General features: G+C 61.5%; 13 protein-coding genes. 3 read left to right on the forward strand and 10 right to left on the reverse strand.

The genetic code is table 11. The features are described from left to right. Positions 1–97 precede the first annotated feature (97 nt). Positions 98–2,005, forward strand: coding sequence for an esterase EstP (estP, locus tag D8U70_RS07990; protein ID WP_130928607.1), 1,908 nt, complete (start codon positions 98–100; stop codon positions 2,003–2,005). A 171-nt stretch (positions 2,006–2,176) separates the two neighbouring features. Here estP and trpE read toward each other — a convergent pair whose 3' ends face one another. The 8 genes from trpE to D8U70_RS08030 form a co-directional block, all read right to left on the reverse strand. Then, the gene (gene trpE / locus D8U70_RS07995; RefSeq protein ID WP_122699644.1) at positions 2,177–3,658 is read right to left on the reverse strand and encodes an anthranilate synthase component I; all 1,482 of its coding nucleotides are present in this window, start codon (positions 3,656–3,658) and stop codon (positions 2,177–2,179) included. Positions 3,659–3,728: 70 nt separating this feature from the next. Continuing rightward, positions 3,729–4,547 (reverse strand): phosphoglycolate phosphatase, encoded by an 819-nt coding sequence (locus D8U70_RS08000; protein ID WP_110646329.1) that lies wholly within the window; start codon positions 4,545–4,547, stop codon positions 3,729–3,731. Further along, entirely contained in the window at positions 4,544–5,218 is a 675-nt protein-coding gene (gene rpe / locus D8U70_RS08005; protein ID WP_007918813.1) for a ribulose-phosphate 3-epimerase, read from the reverse strand. Before rpe ends, D8U70_RS08000 begins: the two co-directional genes overlap by 4 nt. 114 nt (positions 5,219–5,332) lie before the next feature. After that, positions 5,333–6,481, reverse strand: a complete 1,149-nt coding sequence (locus tag D8U70_RS08010) for an iron-containing alcohol dehydrogenase (RefSeq protein WP_122748122.1) — start codon at positions 6,479–6,481, stop codon at positions 5,333–5,335. Positions 6,482–6,768: 287 nt separating this feature from the next. Further along, entirely contained in the window at positions 6,769–7,593 is an 825-nt protein-coding gene (locus D8U70_RS08015; protein WP_122748123.1) for an ABC transporter permease, read from the reverse strand. A gap of 12 nt (positions 7,594–7,605) precedes the next feature. Continuing rightward, positions 7,606–8,853, reverse strand: coding sequence for an ABC transporter permease (locus D8U70_RS08020; RefSeq protein WP_130928608.1), 1,248 nt, complete (start codon positions 8,851–8,853; stop codon positions 7,606–7,608). 199 nt (positions 8,854–9,052) lie between these two features. Next, positions 9,053–10,096, reverse strand: a complete 1,044-nt coding sequence (locus tag D8U70_RS08025; protein ID WP_016772907.1) for an ABC transporter substrate-binding protein — start codon at positions 10,094–10,096, stop codon at positions 9,053–9,055. A 48-nt stretch (positions 10,097–10,144) separates the two neighbouring features. Next, complete coding sequence (locus tag D8U70_RS08030) at positions 10,145–11,269, reverse strand: ABC transporter ATP-binding protein (RefSeq protein WP_041476689.1); 1,125 nt, start codon at positions 11,267–11,269, stop codon at positions 10,145–10,147. A 140-nt stretch (positions 11,270–11,409) separates the two neighbouring features. Here D8U70_RS08030 and D8U70_RS08035 point away from each other — a divergent pair, with 140 nt between their 5' ends. Further along, positions 11,410–11,595, forward strand: a complete 186-nt coding sequence (locus D8U70_RS08035) for a hypothetical protein (protein WP_130928609.1) — start codon at positions 11,410–11,412, stop codon at positions 11,593–11,595. 12 nt (positions 11,596–11,607) lie between these two features. Here D8U70_RS08035 and D8U70_RS08040 read toward each other — a convergent pair whose 3' ends face one another. Together D8U70_RS08040 and D8U70_RS08045 are read right to left on the reverse strand one after the other, a co-directional pair. Next, entirely contained in the window at positions 11,608–12,237 is a 630-nt protein-coding gene (locus D8U70_RS08040; protein ID WP_003228820.1) for a response regulator transcription factor, read from the reverse strand. Positions 12,238–12,321: 84 nt separating this feature from the next. Further along, positions 12,322–14,718 (reverse strand): sensor histidine kinase, encoded by a 2,397-nt coding sequence (locus D8U70_RS08045; RefSeq protein WP_130928610.1) that lies wholly within the window; start codon positions 14,716–14,718, stop codon positions 12,322–12,324. A gap of 74 nt (positions 14,719–14,792) precedes the next feature. On the opposite strand from D8U70_RS08045, the gene D8U70_RS08050 reads away from it, so the two are divergent. Next, a complete protein-coding gene (locus D8U70_RS08050) occupies positions 14,793–15,779 on the forward strand; it encodes an alpha/beta hydrolase family protein (protein ID WP_130928611.1) in 987 nt (328 codons plus the stop codon). Positions 15,780–15,860 lie beyond the last annotated feature (81 nt).

Here is a 15,860-nt window from a genome sequence, read left to right on the forward strand (position 1 = left end):
TAAAACGGCAGAGGGATTCACGACCGATGGCAAAACGCCGAACGTTTTTGGTACTGTCGTTTCGTTCACCTACAACAATAAATAAACGGACTTGCTCATGATCAGACAGACGTTGTTTGTACCGCTGGCCAGCTGCTTGCTCGCACTCGCTTGCGCTCAGGCCAATGCAGCGCCCAATCCTTATTCCAGTTTCATTGTGTTCGGCGACAGCCTCAACGATGCCGGCACATTCGCCGACACCGGCGGCCCGGCGGGCTCCACCGAGCGTTACACCAACCGCACCGGGCCGGTGTATCAGGATGGCAGCGGCGAAGTTTTTTCATTGAATTCCACCCAGTTGCTCGGCGGCCGCCTGGGCTTTTCGCCCGACCAGACAGCCTCTTCCAGCTCCGCAGTGCGCGCGGAAAACGGCCAGCCTGACGGCAACAACTGGGCGGTCGGTGGCTATCGCACCGACCAGATTCTCGACTCGATCACCACCCAATCGGCCACCGGTGAACGCACCCGCGCCGGATACCTGCCGTCGAACGGCTTCCGCGCCGACCCGAACGCACTGTATTACATTTCCGGTGGCGGCAACGACTTCCTCCAGGGCCGCATTCTCAGCCTGCCCCAGGCCAACGCCGCAGCCGATCGACTGGCCGATAGCGTGCAGACCCTGCAGACCGCTGGCGCCAAATACGTGATGGTCTGGCTGCTGCCCGACGTGGGCCTGACACCTGCTCTGAACGGCACGCCGCTGCAAGCGTTCAGCAGCACCCTCGCCAACCAGTTCAACAGTCAGTTGGTGACGCGCCTGCAAGGCATCGACGCCGAAGTGATTCCTTTGAACATTCCGGTGCTGCTCTCGGAAGTCTTCGCCGACCCGGGGCGCTTTGGCCTGGCTACCGACCAGAACCTCACCGCCACCTGCTTCAGTGGCAATAGCTGCACGGAAAACGCCCGCTACGGGATCAACAGCGCCACGCCGGATCCGACCAAACTGATCTACAACGATGGCGTACACCCGACCGAATCCGGGCAAAAACTGATCGCCGATTACGCCTATTCGCTGTTGGCTGCACCGTGGGAATTGAGCCTGCTACCTGAAATGGCCCACGGCACCGTGCGTGCGCATCAGGATGAATTGCGCAACCAATGGCAGGCAGACTGGGAGAACTGGCAAGCGGTCGGCCAATGGCGTGCGATTGTCTCGGCCGGCGGACAGCATCTGGATGTCGACAGCCAAAGCAGCGGCGCCAGCGCCGATGGCAGCGGTTACAACCTCAACGTCGGCGGCAGCTATCGCTTGAACGAGGCCTGGCGCGTGGGCGTGGCGGCCGGTTTGTACCGACAGAATCTCGAGGCCGGGCACAACGATTCCGACTACAAACTCAACAGCTACATGGCCACCGCGTTCGCCCAGTTCCAGCAGAACCGCTGGTGGGCCGACGCGGCGCTGACCGGCGGCAAACTCGACTACGACAACCTCAAGCGCAAGTTCGACCTCGGCGCCAGCGAGGGCGCGGAGAAAGGCGATACCGACGGCAGCCTATGGGCGTTCAGCACGCGCCTGGGCTATGACATTGCGCAACCGGGCAGCCAATGGCATCTGTCGCCGTTTGTCAGCGCCGATTACGCCAGTGTCGATGTCGACGGTTACTCGGAAAAGAGCAACCGCGCCACCGCGCTGACCTTCGATGACCAGAGCCGCGATTCGAAACGCCTGGGACTGGGGATTCAAGGCAAGTACAACTTCACCGCGCAAACCCAGGTATATGGCGAATACGCTCACGAGCGTGAGTACGAAGATGACGTGCAGAAGGTCAACATCGCCCTCAATACCCTGCCGGCCAATGACTTCACCCTTGAAGGCTACACACCGGCAAGTCACCTGAACCGCTTGAGCCTGGGTGTCAGTCACAAGCTGACGGCGGATCTGGCGCTGCGTGGGGGGTATACGTTCCGCAAGGATGATGACTTCAAGCAGCAGGGCCTGAATGTCGGGGTTGTGCTGGATTTCTGAGTCGTAGATGCAAAAAAGCGGCGCCTGTCAGGGCGCCGCTTTTTTTTATGCCTCAACACAAAACCTAATGTGGGAGCGAGCCTGCTCGCGAAAGCGCTGGGTCAGTCAGCATCAACGGTGACTGACTCACCTCTTCGCGAGCAGGCTCGCTCCCACATGGGAAATTGCGTGTCAGGCGTCCGGGGTCTGCTCGGCCAGGGCCACGGCGCGGAACATCGCGCGGCGTTTGTTCAGGGTTTCTTCCCATTCCAGCGCCGGCACCGAGTCGGCAACGATGCCGCCGCCGGCCTGCACGTGCAGCTCGCCGTTCTTGATCACCGCCGTGCGAATGGCAATGGCGGTGTCCATGTTGCCGTTCCAGGCGAAGTAACCGACCGCACCGCCGTATACGCCACGCTTGACCGGCTCGAGTTCGTCGATGATTTCCATCGCGCGAATCTTCGGTGCGCCGGACAAAGTACCCGCCGGCAGAATTGCTCGCAGTGCGTCCATCGCGGTCAGGCCAGACTTCAACTGGCCGGTGACGTTGGAGACGATGTGCATCACATTGGAATAACGCTCGATGACCATTTTCTCGGTGAGCTTCACCGAACCGATTTCCGAAACGCGCCCGGTATCGTTGCGGCCCAGATCGATCAGCATCAAGTGCTCGGCGATCTCCTTGTCATCCGAGAGCAGGTCCTGCTCCAGCGCCACATCGGCTTCTTCAGTGGCGCCGCGTGGGCGCGTGCCGGCGATCGGGCGCACGGTGATCAGGTTGTCTTCGACGCGCACCAGCACTTCCGGCGAGCTGCCGACGACGTGGAAATCGCCGAAGTTGAAGAAGTACATATACGGCGTCGGGTTGAAGCAACGCAGCGCGCGATACAGATCGATCGGCGCAGCCTTGAAGTCGATCGACATGCGCTGCGACGGCACCACCTGCATGCAGTCGCCGGCGAGGATGTATTCCTTGATGGTGTCGACGGCTTTTTCGTAATCGTCCTGAGTGAAGCTCGAACGGAACACCGGATCGGCCGATTGCTGTTTGCTGAAATCCAGGCCACGACGCGGGGTGATCGGCTGACGCAGTTGCTCGAGCAGTTCCTGCAACCGCGCCTGGCCTTGCTCGAAGGCATCGGCCTGCGCAGGGTCGGCGAGGACGATCGCGTGCATCTTGCCGGCCAGGTTGTCGAACACCACAACGGCGTCGGAAACCATCAGCAGAATGTCCGGCACGCCCAGCGGATCCGGGTTCGGGCATTTGCCCAGACGCTTCTCGACATAGCGCACACAGTCGTAACCGAAGTAACCGACCAGTCCACCGTTGAAGCGCGGCAGGCCGGCGATGGTCGGCACGTTGTAGCGCGCCTTGAAGGTTTCGACGAACGCCAGCGGGTCTTCAACCTCGTGGCTTTCGGTCTCGACGCCATCCACGGTGATGCTGACGTGATGGTCGTGGACTCGCAGCACGGTGCGGCACGGCAGGCCGATGATCGAGTAACGGCCCCATTTTTCGCCGCCCTGCACCGATTCGAGCAGGTAGGAGTTGGGCTGGTCGGCCAGTTTCAGGTAGATCGACAGCGGCGTGTCGAAGTCGGCCAGGGTTTCGCAAGCCAACGGGATGCGGTTGTAGCCGTCAGCGGCCAGACGCAGGAATTCTTCGCGATTCATAAGGTGCCTCGTGGTGTGAGGTGCAATCAATCAGGTATGCAAACGCGCCGGCACGGCCGGCCAGAATCAGTCAGGCGCGCCAACGCCAACGGGCCAGGGCCTTGATGACTTTCATCCAGAGTTTGCGAGTGACCACCACGATGGCGTTTCCAGAAGGGGGTTGAACAGCGTCGGGCAACGTTATCCCACCGGCCAGATCCAGGCAACCGGGAATTAGTTTGCGCAAATCGTCGATCACCAGTGCCGGCGATTCCTCGGCAATCGGCCGGCCATGGTTGTAGCCATAACTCAGCGCCACACACTTGACCCCCGCTGCTTTCGCCGCCTGCACATCGCTGCGCGAGTCGCCGACGAACAACGATTGCGAGGCCGGAATGTTGGCCATTTTCATTACGAAAAACAGCGCCGCCGGGTCAGGCTTCTTCTGGGGCAGGGTATCGCCGCCGATGATCCACTTGAAGTAGCGCCCGATCTTCATCTGATCGAGCAGAGGCGCGACGAAGCGCTCCGGCTTGTTGGTGATCAACGCCATGGCCACGCCTTGCTTGTGCAGCCACTTGAGCGTGTCGCGCACACCGGGATAGACCACAGTCAGTTCATGGCTGGCGCCGTACGCCTCCATGAAAATCTCCAGTGCGCGCTCGGCTTCAGCGTCGTCCACTGCCGCGTGATCGATGCCACCCGCCAAGGCCCGACGCACCAGCACCGGCGCGCCATTGCCGACCCATTCGCGCACCGCTTCGATACCCGCCGGCGGACGGCCGAGGGAGAGCAGCATGGTGTCCACCGCCGCTGCCAGGTCGGGAACCGAATCGATCAGCGTGCCATCCAGATCGAACATCACCAACCGTGGCAGTTGCCCCGGGAACAACTGCTCAAAACCGCTCATGGGCGTGCCAGTGCCAGTTCGGAACGCATCTTGTCGATGACTTCCTGATAGTTCGGCGCGTTGAAAATGGCCGAGCCGGCGACGAAGGTGTCAGCACCAGCAGCGGCAATTTCGCGGATGTTGTTGACGTTGACGCCGCCGTCGATTTCCAGGCGGATGTCGCGACCGGAAGCGTCGATGATCGCCCGCGCTTCACGCAATTTGTCGAGGGTGCCGGGGATGAACTTTTGCCCGCCGAAGCCCGGGTTGACGCTCATCAGCAGGACCATGTCGACCTTGTCGATCACGTACTTGAGCACGTCCAGCGGAGTCGCCGGATTGAACACCAGACCGGACTTGCAGCCGCCTTCTCGGATCAGCTGCAGCGAGCGATCGACGTGCAAAGTGGCTTCCGGGTGGAAGGTGATGTAGGTCGCGCCGGCTTCGATGAAATCGCCGACGATGCGGTCCACCGGGCTGACCATCAGGTGCGCGTCGATCGGCGCGGTGACGCCGTACTTGCGCAGCGCCGCACAGACCATCGGGCCGATCGTCAGGTTCGGTACGTAGTGGTTGTCCATGACATCGAAGTGGACGAAGTCGGCGCCGGCGGCGAGAACGTTGTCTACTTCCTCGCCGAGGCGGGCGAAGTCGGCGGAGAGGATCGACGGAGCAATTACGAAGGGCTGCATGACGCACCTGTGCTGAGCTAAATCACGATGGCGCGCATTGTATACCTCAAGTTTCCACACGCGCACCGGGACGGCGATGATTGGGTTGTGCCATGAGCCCTCAGCGACCGCGCCTCAGTAAGCCGCGCGGTAGATCTTCTCGATGTCGCCGGCGCTGAGTTTGCGCGGGTTGTTGCGCATCAAGCGCTCGATGCCGGCGGCCTCCACGGCCATCGCCGGAATTGCTTCCTCAGGTACGCCGAAACTGCGCAGCCCGGCAGGGATTTCCACCGCCGCGCACAGGTCGGTCATGGCCTCCACGGCTTTGTCCGCAGCTTCGCTGGCGCTCAGATGAGCGGTCTTCACGCCCATGGCTTCGGCGATATCCTGCATGCGTTCGACACAGGCCATTTTGTTCCAGGTCATCACATAGGGCAGCAGCAAGGCGTTGCTGACGCCGTGGGCAATGTTGAAGCGCCCGCCCAGCGGATACGCCAACGCATGCACCGCACCCACCCCGGCGTTACCGAACGCCATACCGGCCATGAGGCTGGCGGTGGCCATGTCTTCGCGCGCTTGCAGGTTGGCGCCGTTGGCGTAGGCCTTGGGCAAGGCGCTGGCGATCAGCTTGATCGCGCCAATGGCGAGGGAATCGGTGATCGGCGAGGCATTCACCGACAGGTAGGATTCGATGGCGTGCACCAGTGCATCGACACCACTGGCGGCGGTAACGCTGCGCGGACAGGTCAGGGTCATTTGCGGACTGACCAGCGCCACGTCCGGCAACAGATAGTCGCTGACGATGCCTTTCTTCAACTGCGCGACCTTGTCCGAGAGGATCGCCACGTTGGTCACTTCAGAGCCGGTGCCGGCGGTGGTCGGGATGGCGATCAGCGGCGGGCCTTTGCGCGGCACCTGATCGACGCCGAACAGATCTTCCAGTGCGCCGTGATATCCGGCGTAGGCGGCGACACTTTTGGCAATATCGATGGCGCTGCCGCCCCCGAGGCCGATCAAACCGTCATGCCCGCCTTCGCGATAGGCGCGCATGCAGTCTTCGACGATGGCGATTTCCGGATCGGGCAGCACACGGTCGAAAATCTCGTACTCGCGCCCGCCGAGTTGCACCAGCGCCAGCTCGACGGTGCCGGATTTGACCAGCGCGGCGTCGGTGACGATCAACGGGTTGTCGATGTCGAGGCGGGTGAGTTCGGCGGCCAGTTGTTCGATGGCTGCGGCGCCGGTGATCAGTTTGTGAGCGATTTTGAACTGGGACAGACTCATGGTGCGCAGCCTCTTATAGATGTGGGAGCTGGGCACAAGATTAGCTGGGGATTTGGGGTTGTCTGCTATTCAGGGTGTGAATGGTTGATCGGATAGGAAGATCAAGAGCCCCTCACCCTAACCCTCTCCCGGAGGGAGAGGGGACTGACCGGGTTGTACTCTCGAAATACATCGACCTGAATTACCGAGTCGAACTTCGGCCGCGAAAGCCACGAAGATCTGCTCCCTTCCCCCTCGCCCCCTCGGGGAGAGGGCTGGGGTGAGGGGGTAAGCTTTTGATCTTGATTTTAGATCTGGGCAGTACGCAGCTTCTCGCTGCGCCCCCGCAACCATTCCAGCGTCAGCAGCAGAATCACCGAGAAAGCGATCAGCAACGTCGCCGCAGCCGCAATCGTCGGACTGAGGTTTTCGCGAATGCCGCTGAACATCTGCCGAGGCAATGTAGCCTGCTCAGGCCCGGCAAGGAACAGCGTCACCACCACTTCATCGAAAGAAGTGGCAAAGGCAAACAGCGCCCCGGAAATCACTCCCGGCGCAATCAGCGGCAAGGTCACCCGGCGAAATGCAGTCAGCGGCGATGCTCCGAGACTCGCAGCAGCACGCACCAGATTGTGATTAAACCCCTGCAACGTCGCCGACACGGTGATGATCACAAACGGCACACCCAATACCGCATGCACGACGATCAGCGAGAAGAAGCTGTTGCCCAGCCCCAGCGGCGCGAAGAACAGATAACTCGCCACACCGATGATCACCACCGGCACCACCATCGGTGAAATCACCAGCGCCATCACCAGCGACTTGCCGGGGAAGTCGCCACGGGTCAGGCCGATCGCCGCCAGCGTGCCGAAGATCATCGCCAGCACCGTCGCCGCCGGGGCGACGATGATGCTGTTCTTCAGTGCACGCATCCATTCCGCCGAGGCGAAGAAGTCGTGGTACCACTGCAGCGAGAAACCCTGCAGCGGATAGACCAGAAAACTCCCCGAGTTGAACGACAGCGGAATGATCACCAGCACCGGCAGGATCAGGAACAACAGAATCAGGCCGCAGAGGATCCGCAGGCTGTAGAACCACACCCGTTCGATGGGCGACATGTAAGGACTCAGCATCGCAAATTCCCCTTAGCTCAGGCGCAGGCGACTGGCGCCGACCAGCCAGCTGTAGATCAGATAAAGCACCACGGTCGCCAACAGCAACAGCCCGCCGAGTGCGGTGGCCATGCCCCAGTTGATGCTGGTATTGGTGTAGAAAGCGACGAAGTAGCTGACCATTTGGTCGTTCGGGCTGCCGAGCAGCGCCGGGGTGATGTAGTAGCCAATCGCGAGAATGAACACCAACAGGCAGCCGGCGCCGACGCCGGCGTAAGTCTGCGGGAAGTACACCCGCCAGAAACTGGCGAACGGGTGGCAGCCGAGGGAAATCGCCGCGCGCATGTAGGTCGGCGAGATGCCTTTCATCACGCTGTAGATCGGCAGAATCATGAACGGCAGCAGGATGTGCACCATCGAGATGTACACACCGGTGCGGTTGAACACCAGTTCCAGCGGTTTATCGATGATGCCCATGGCCATCAGGCCACTGTTGATCAGACCGCCGGATTGCAGGAGCACGATCCACGCGGCGACGCGCACCAGAATCGAGGTCCAGAACGGCAGAAGCACCAGGATCATCAACAGGTTGCTCTGCCGCGATGGCAGGTTCGCTAGCAGGTACGCCAGCGGATACGCCAGCAACAGGCAGATCACGGTGATGACCAGGCCCATCCAGAATGTGCGGGCGAAGATATCGAGGTAGATCGCCTGATCCGGGGTTGCCGGAGCCAGTTCGCCGAGGTCATCGATGCGGTGATCGACCGCCGCCAGCAGGTAATACGGAGTGATGCTGCTGGTGTTGCGTTTCACCGCTTGCCAGTAGGCCGGGTCGCCCCAGCGTTCGTCGAGCGCTTCCAGCGCTTCTTTATAAGAAGCCGGTTCGCTGGCGAACGGCAGCGCCCGGGCGGTTTTGGTCAGCAGGCTGCGGTAGCCGGCCAACTCCATGTTCAAGCGCTTGGACAGATCGCCCAGCGTCTGGTTTTTGCGGGCTTCGGCGAGGTCTTCGCTGGCCGCCTTGTACACCGGTTCGGCGGGCAGACCACGGCCGTCCCAACTCGCGATGGCAGTGACAGTGCGCGGCATGCCGCCAACCACTTCCGGGTTGCCGACGCTTTTATAGAGCAGCGCCACGATCGGCACCAGAAACACCAGCAGCAGAAACAGCACCAGCGGCGCAATCAGTGCCTGGGCCTTCCAGCGGTTGACCCGCTCGGCGTGCTTGAGCTTCTGCTTCAAGGTGGGGCTGGCGCCCTCGTTCAGGGGAACGGCGATGGCCATGACGTACTCCGCAAATCTTTGATCGTTACAGAGGTGGCGAACCACCTCGAACTTTTGCCAGTGATCGTTCCCACGCTCTGCGTGGGAATGAATTCCAGTGACGCTCTGCGTCACACAGGGACGCGGAGCGTCCCGGGCGGCATTCCCACGCAGAGCGTGGGAACGATCATCCGGAAAGCCATCGGTCCGCATGCTTGGCTTATTTGGCAGCCCAAGAGTTGAAACGCTGTTCCAGTTGCTCGCCGTTGTCAGCCCAGAAGCTGACGTCGATCTGCACCTGGTTGGCGATGTTTTCCGGGGTGGTCGGCATGTCTTTCAGGACATCCTTGGCCAGCAGCGGCACGGCTTGGGTGTTGGCCGGGCCGTAGGCGATGTTTTCCGAGTAGGTCTTCTGCTGCTGCGGCTGCACCGAGAAGGCGATGAATTTCTTCGCCGCTTCCGCGCGTTTGGCATCCAGACCTTTCGGGATGGCCCAGGCGTCGAAGTCGTAGATGCCGCCGTTCCACACCACTTTCAGGTTGGATTCTTTCTGCACCGCCGCGATGCGACCGTTGTAGGCCGAGCTCATCACCACGTCACCGGAAGCGAGGTATTGCGGCGGTTGTGCACCGGCTTCCCACCACTGAATACTTGGCTTGAGCTCATCGAGTTTCTTGAAGGCGCGATCCTGGCCGCCCTTGCTTGCCAGCTCTTTGTAGACGTCTTTCGGCGCCACACCATCGGCCATCAGCGCGAATTCGAGGGTGTATTTGGCGCCTTTGCGCAGGCCGCGCTTGCCCGGGAATTTCTTGGTGTCCCAGAAATCCGCCCAACTGGTCGGTGCGGTTTTCAGCTTGTCGGCGTTGTAGGCCAGCACGGTAGACCACACAAAGAAACCTACGCCGCACGGCTGAATGGCGCCTTTGACGTAGTCTTCGGTCTTGCCGAACAGTGCCGGGTCGAGTTGCTCGAACATGTCTTCGTCGCAACCACGGGACAGCTCTGGCGATTCAACTTCGACCAGATCCCACGACACGCTCTTGGTATCGACCATGGCTTTGACCTTGGCCATCTCGCCGTTGTATTCGCCGGCAACGATCTTGCCGTTACCCGCCGCTTCCCACGGTGCATAGAAGGCTTTGACTTGCGCCGCCTTGTTCGCCCCGCCAAACGACACCACGGTCAAGTCCGGGCCGGCGGCCATTGCGCCGGTCGCACCCATCAGGCCCAGAGTCAGGGCGGTGAACTTCAGGGATCTCAACATTTATTGTTCTCTCCACGTGCAGGGTTGGTGTTGGTATTGCCGGGGCGCTTAGTGCGCCTCTAAAAGCGGATCGAGCGCACGAACGTGCTCGACCTGCCAGCCAAGCGGTACCACGTCGCCGACGCTGAGCGCAGGATCGAGCTCGGCAATCGGTTGTTTCACGAAGAAGTCGGTCTTGCCGCAGACTTCCAGGCGCACCCGGACGTGGTCGCCCAGATAGATGAATTCCGCCACCCTCCCTGAGAAGCGGTTGACGCATTGATCGCTCGAACCGTTGAGGCTGACGCGCTCCGGACGGATCGACAGGGTCACCGGTTCGCCGGTCTGGCCAACGTTGACGGCCAGCGCCTCGACCTTCTCTCCACGCCCCAATTCGACCACGCAGCGCTCGCCGCTCTGGCTGAGCAGGCGACCGTTGAGGCGGTTGTTCTCGCCAATGAAGTTGGCGACAAAGGTGTTTTTCGGCTCTTCGTAAAGCGTGCGCGGCGGGGCGATCTGCTGGATTTCGCCCTGATGGAACACCGCGACGCGGTCGGACATGGTCAGCGCTTCACCCTGATCGTGGGTCACGTAGACCACGGTCACGCCGAGGCGCTGGTGCAGGTGTTTGATCTCCATCTGCATGTGTTCACGCAGTTGCTTGTCGAGGGCGCCCAACGGTTCGTCCATCAGCACCAGTTGCGGCTCGAACACCAGCGCGCGGGCCAGTGCCACACGTTGCTGCTGACCACCGGACAACTGCGCCGGATAGCGCGAAGCGAAGGCATCGAGCTGAACCATGCTGAGGACTTTCTTCACCCGCTCGCTGACATCGCTTTTATTCAAGCCGCGTACGGTCAACGGGAAAGCAAGGTTCTCCGCGACAGTCATGTGCGGAAACAGCGCGTAGTTCTGGAACACCATGCCGATATCGCGCTTGTGCGGCGGTACGTTGTTGATCGAACGCCCGGACAGAAGGATTTCACCGGCGGTCGGCGTTTCGAAACCGGCGAGCATCATCAGGCTGGTGGTCTTGCCGGAACCGGACGGCCCGAGCAGGGTGAGGAATTCGCCTTTGCGAATGTCCAGGTTGAGGTCTTTGACGATCAGGTTCTCGCCGTCGTAGCTCTTCTGCACACCACGAAAGCTGACCAGCACATCACTGGTCCCTGCGCTTGTATCGACCTGGCTCATACCCACACCTTTGTTGTTGATGACTGCTTGTTCATCAAGCCTAGTGGCTGGCGGCGGCCACGCAAATCGGGGCGCAGGAGAGAATCGCTTAAGCGCAATGGAAGGTTGGGGGTAGGGATTGCCCTACAAGGATGGCGCGTTTGGGCAAGCGCAGCGGCAAGGGGCAAGCTGCAAGCGGCAAGAACAGGCAAAAGCGCTTGTCGCTAATGGATATGCCCGCACGCATATCCATTGTAGGAGTGAGCCTGCTCGCGATAGCGGTGTATCAGTCGCTGAATTGTTTTCAGAGAAGACGCTATCGCGAGCAGGCTCACTTCCACATTTGATCGCGGTGATGGTCAGAGGAGTTTGTGCTCCATCGCATACTTCACCAGTTCGGCCAGCGAGGTGATGTTGAGCTTCTGCATCAGCCGCGCCTTGTGCGTGCTGATGGTCTTGCTGCTCAAGGCCAGTTGCTGGGCGATGTCGTTGACGTTGGCGCCCTGAGCGAGGCGTTCGAACACCGAGAATTCGCGTTCTGACAACAGCGAATGCAGGGGCCGGGTATCGGTCAGGCCGACTTCGAAGACCATGCGGTCGGCCAGTTCCGGGTCAATGTAGCGCCCGCCCGCCGCGACCTTGCGGATCGCCGTGAGCAGCAGCGCCGGATCGCTGTCCTTGGTCGCATACCCGGCCGCGCCGACCTTCAATGCGCGCGCGGCCATTTGCGCTTCGTCGTGCATCGACAGCACCAGAATCGCCGGCGGATTGTTCAGCGCCCGAATGCGCGGGATCGCTTCCAGGCCATTGACGCCGGGCATGGAGATGTCCAGCAACACCACCTCGCACGGCACGCTGCGCAGGGTTTCGAGCAGTTGCTCGCCATTGCTCGCCTCCCCCACCACTTGCAGATCTTTGGCCAGGCCAATCAGTTGCTTGATGCCTTCACGGACGATGGTGTGGTCTTCGGCTACCAGTACACGGATCACGTTCTTCTCCAGATTTCAGGTACACACCAATCCCTGTGGGAGCGAGCCTGCTCGCGAAGGCGTCAGCACTCACGACACAAATCCTCAGACTTCGCTCACCGGCACTCGCACCACCAGACTGGTGCCCTCCCCCGGCTCACTCAGCAGCTCCAGCCGCCCGCCCATGATCAGCACCCGCTCACGCATGCCGACCAGGCCAAACGACGTCGGCCTACCCTCGGCCGCGACAAATCCTACGCCATCATCGCTGACGGTCAGACACAATTCATCGCCCGCAAGCTCCAGCGTCAGCTCCACCGTGTGCGCCTGAGCATGGCGCATCACATTGGTCAGCGCCTCCTGCAAAATCCGGAACAGCCCCACCGCTTTGGCATCGCTGAGTGCCGGCAGGTTGTCCGGCACCTGCACCAGACACGGTATCTGTGTGCGCGCCTCGAAACGCCGAGCCTGCCACTCGATGGCCGAGGCAATCCCGGCATCAAGGATCGGCGGACGCAACGCCGTCGCCACATCGCGTACCAGCTGAAACAACTGCGCGATCAGGCGTTTCATGCTGTTGAGCCGCTCGTTGAGTCCCGGATCGAGTTGCGCATAGGCCAATTCGCACATCGATGTCTCCAGTTTCAGCACGGTGAGCATCTGCCCCAACTCATCATGAACTTCCCGGGCAATGCGCGCCTTCTCTTCTTCGCGCACGCTTTCCAGGTGCGCCGACAGTTCGCGCAGTTGCTCGCGCGAGGCCGCCAGTTCCAGCTCGATGCGTTTGCTTTCGCTGATGTCCCAGACGATGCCGTCCCACACATAGGCGCCGTCCTCCAGCTGGCGGGTGATCGCCTTGATCTCGGCCCAGCGCTGCTCACCCTGGCGCGTGACGATGCGACCCTGCCACGACCAGTCGCTGTCAGTGTCCAGCGCCTGATCCTGGGTGCGGTGATAACTGGCCTTGTCGTCGGGGTGCACGAGGCTGCGCAAGCCCATGTCGCGATGTGCGATGGCTGCCGGCGCATAACCGACCAGACTTTCGCTGCCCTCGCTGATGTAGGCAAAGTCGATCTGCCCGGTCACCGGTGCCCGCTCCAGCCTGAACACCAGACCCGGGACGTTGGCGGCGATGCCTTGCAGGCGCGCCTCGCTTTCCTGCAAAGCGGCGAGCGCGCGGCGGCGGTCGGTGACGTCGGTGAGGTAGACCACCAGATATTCACTGTCGCGAAAACGCAGGAAACTCAAAGACACGTCGGCCGGCAACACGCTGCCATCGGCGCGCAGGCAGCTGGTTTCGAAGCTCAGCGGCCCTTCTTCGCTGGCCCGCGCACGCTTCCACAGATTGAGCCAGCGATCCATGTGCAGACCGGGCTCGAAATCGATCAGCGGCCGTTCGATCAGCCCGCCCGAGGGATAACCAAGCATGTTTTCCGCCGCGCGGTTGGCGTAACGCACATGGCTGTCCCAATTGACCCAGAGAATGCCGACGGTGCTTTGGTCGATGGAAAACTGTGTCAGCCGCAGCGCCTCTTCACTGGCCGCGCGCAATGCAATGTCTTCGCGGGCGCTGAGCAGGCGCTGTTCGAGGCTGTGCTGTTGGCGCCGCTGCCACGCCACGATCGCCGCGCAACTGAACAGCATCACCGCGAACAACAGACTGAGGTTCTGCCAGAACCCCGGCGATTCGGTCAGCCGTGGGTATTTCGGCTGCAGCCATTGGTTGTGCAGTTGTTCCAGATCCTTGGCCGGGATCGCGCGCAAGGCGCTCTGGACGATGCCGGCCAGCTCCGGCCAATCGCGCCGCGAGGCCACGCGCAGCAGCTGCGGCAGGCCGATATCGCCAACCACCACCAGTTCGGCAAACTCCGGCTCCACCGACAGCCGGCCCAACTGTGCTTCGTCGACCACCGCGTAGGAGGCTTGCTGACTCAACAGCAGTTGCAAGGCCTGACGTTCCAACGGCACGCCTTGCAAATTCAAGTGCGGATAGTTGCTGCGCATATAGTCGGCAGTGCTGCTCGGCATGCGCACGGCGACGCGGGTCTGGCTGTCGAGCTTTTCCAGATCGACCGCGCCGCTGCTTTTCTGGTCGCTGACCACCAGTTGCGGCACGCGCATGTACGGGTCGGAAAACTGCCAGAGGCGCAGCGCGCTGGGGGTCTGGCTGAGGCCCGGGGCGATGTCGATCTCGCCCTCGCGCAAAGCGTTTTCCAATGCCCCCAGATCCTGAAAGTTGCGCCAGCTCAGTTCCACGCCGAGGGTGTTGGCCAGCAGTTTCATCAACTCGACATTGGCCCCGGACAATCGCTGCAGGCGCCGATCGTAGGTCGCGTAGGGTGCTTGCAAGACCAGGCCGACGCGCAATTCGTTGTGCTGCGCCAGCCATTGCTGCTGCTCTGGCGACAATTGCGCGGCATGATCCGGTGGCGCAGGCGCCGCCCAGCCCATCAAGGGAAACCACAAACAGCCGATAACCCACAGGCAGCAAAATCGCTTCATTGAAGTCTCATACACTGACAAATTCTGACCAACCCATTAGGCTGCCGGGATACTTTTCTGGCCTGGAATAACCGATGCCCTCTGTCTACCGCCTGGCACTGCCAGCATTGTGCCTGTCGCTGATCCTGCCTTGTGCGTTTTCCGTCGAAGCCGCCGACCCGGCGCCTGCCGCCACGGATAAACCCGCCGAAGAAAAACCGGCCGAGCGCCAGCCACTGCTTGAGCGTAGTCAGGAAGAGGCCGCCGCACTGCAACGTAAACTGCCGGCGCAAGAGCAGCAACAACTGCAGGCTGGCAGCGACACTTTCCTCGCCCTGTGGAAACCGGCCAACAGCGCCGAACCCAAAGGTGCGGTGATCATCGTCCCCGGTGCCGGCGAAACCGCTGACTGGCCGCAGACAATCGGCCCGTTGCGACGCAAATTGCCGGACGTCGAGTGGAGCAGCCTGAGTATCACCCTGCCGGATCTGCAAGGCGACGCCCTTGCTCCGCGCGTGATCGAACCGGCCGCGGCGCCGAAAGCCCCGGAAACCACAAGCAAGGATGCCACCACCGCGCAACCGATCGAGCAAGCCGCTGGTGGGGAAGCGGAAGTTGCCGAACAGGTGGTCGCCGAGACCAGCGAAGAACAAGCCAAGGCCGATGCCGATCGCATCTTCGGACGCATCGACGCGGCGATTGCCTACGCCGAACAGCAGAGCGCGCGCAGCATTGTCGTGCTCGGTCACGGCACCGGCGCTTATTGGGCGGCGCGTTTTCTCAGCGAGCGGCAGACGCCGCAGGTGGAAAAACTGGTGATGGTCGATGCGCAAGTCCCGACCAAAGCCCTGCCGCCACTCGCCGAGCTGACGCCGACGCTGAAGCTGCCGACGGTGGATATTTTCTACATGGACAAAGCGCTGGATCGCAACGCGGCGCTGGAGCGCATGCAGGCGAGCAAGCGTCTGAAGACCTCGGCGTTCAGCCAGGTGGCGCTGAAGGTATTGCCGGACAAGAAGGCTGAGCAGGAACAATTGTTTCGGCGGGTGCGGGGCTGGTTGAATCCTCAGGCTGTTGACTGACATTCAGACCGAGTCGCCCCTCTTCGCGAACAGGCTCGCTCCCACATTGGATCTATGCAAAATTCAATGTGGGAGCGAGCC

Origin of the sequence: Pseudomonas sp. Sample_20, from assembly GCF_004307585.1 — a bacterium.
GTDB lineage: Bacteria > Pseudomonadota > Gammaproteobacteria > Pseudomonadales > Pseudomonadaceae > Aquipseudomonas > Aquipseudomonas atacamensis.

What these genes read in the sequence shown, in the direction of transcription:
- estP (WP_130928607.1), top strand. Translation starts at nt 98, where the DNA reads ATGATCAGACAGACGTTGTTTGTACCGCTGGCCAGCTGCTTGCTCGCA.
- D8U70_RS08020 (WP_130928608.1), bottom strand. Translation starts at nt 8,853, where the DNA reads ATGGCCATCGCCGTTCCCCTGAACGAGGGCGCCAGCCCCACCTTGAAG.
- rpe (WP_007918813.1), bottom strand. Translation starts at nt 5,218, where the DNA reads ATGCAGCCCTTCGTAATTGCTCCGTCGATCCTCTCCGCCGACTTCGCC.
- D8U70_RS08025 (WP_016772907.1), bottom strand. Translation starts at nt 10,096, where the DNA reads ATGTTGAGATCCCTGAAGTTCACCGCCCTGACTCTGGGCCTGATGGGT.
- D8U70_RS08000 (WP_110646329.1), bottom strand. Translation starts at nt 4,547, where the DNA reads ATGAGCGGTTTTGAGCAGTTGTTCCCGGGGCAACTGCCACGGTTGGTG.
- D8U70_RS08045 (WP_130928610.1), bottom strand. Translation starts at nt 14,718, where the DNA reads ATGAAGCGATTTTGCTGCCTGTGGGTTATCGGCTGTTTGTGGTTTCCC.
- trpE (WP_122699644.1), bottom strand. Translation starts at nt 3,658, where the DNA reads ATGAATCGCGAAGAATTCCTGCGTCTGGCCGCTGACGGCTACAACCGC.
- D8U70_RS08050 (WP_130928611.1), top strand. Translation starts at nt 14,793, where the DNA reads ATGCCCTCTGTCTACCGCCTGGCACTGCCAGCATTGTGCCTGTCGCTG.
- D8U70_RS08010 (WP_122748122.1), bottom strand. Translation starts at nt 6,481, where the DNA reads ATGAGTCTGTCCCAGTTCAAAATCGCTCACAAACTGATCACCGGCGCC.
- D8U70_RS08030 (WP_041476689.1), bottom strand. Translation starts at nt 11,269, where the DNA reads ATGAGCCAGGTCGATACAAGCGCAGGGACCAGTGATGTGCTGGTCAGC.
- D8U70_RS08015 (WP_122748123.1), bottom strand. Translation starts at nt 7,593, where the DNA reads ATGCTGAGTCCTTACATGTCGCCCATCGAACGGGTGTGGTTCTACAGC.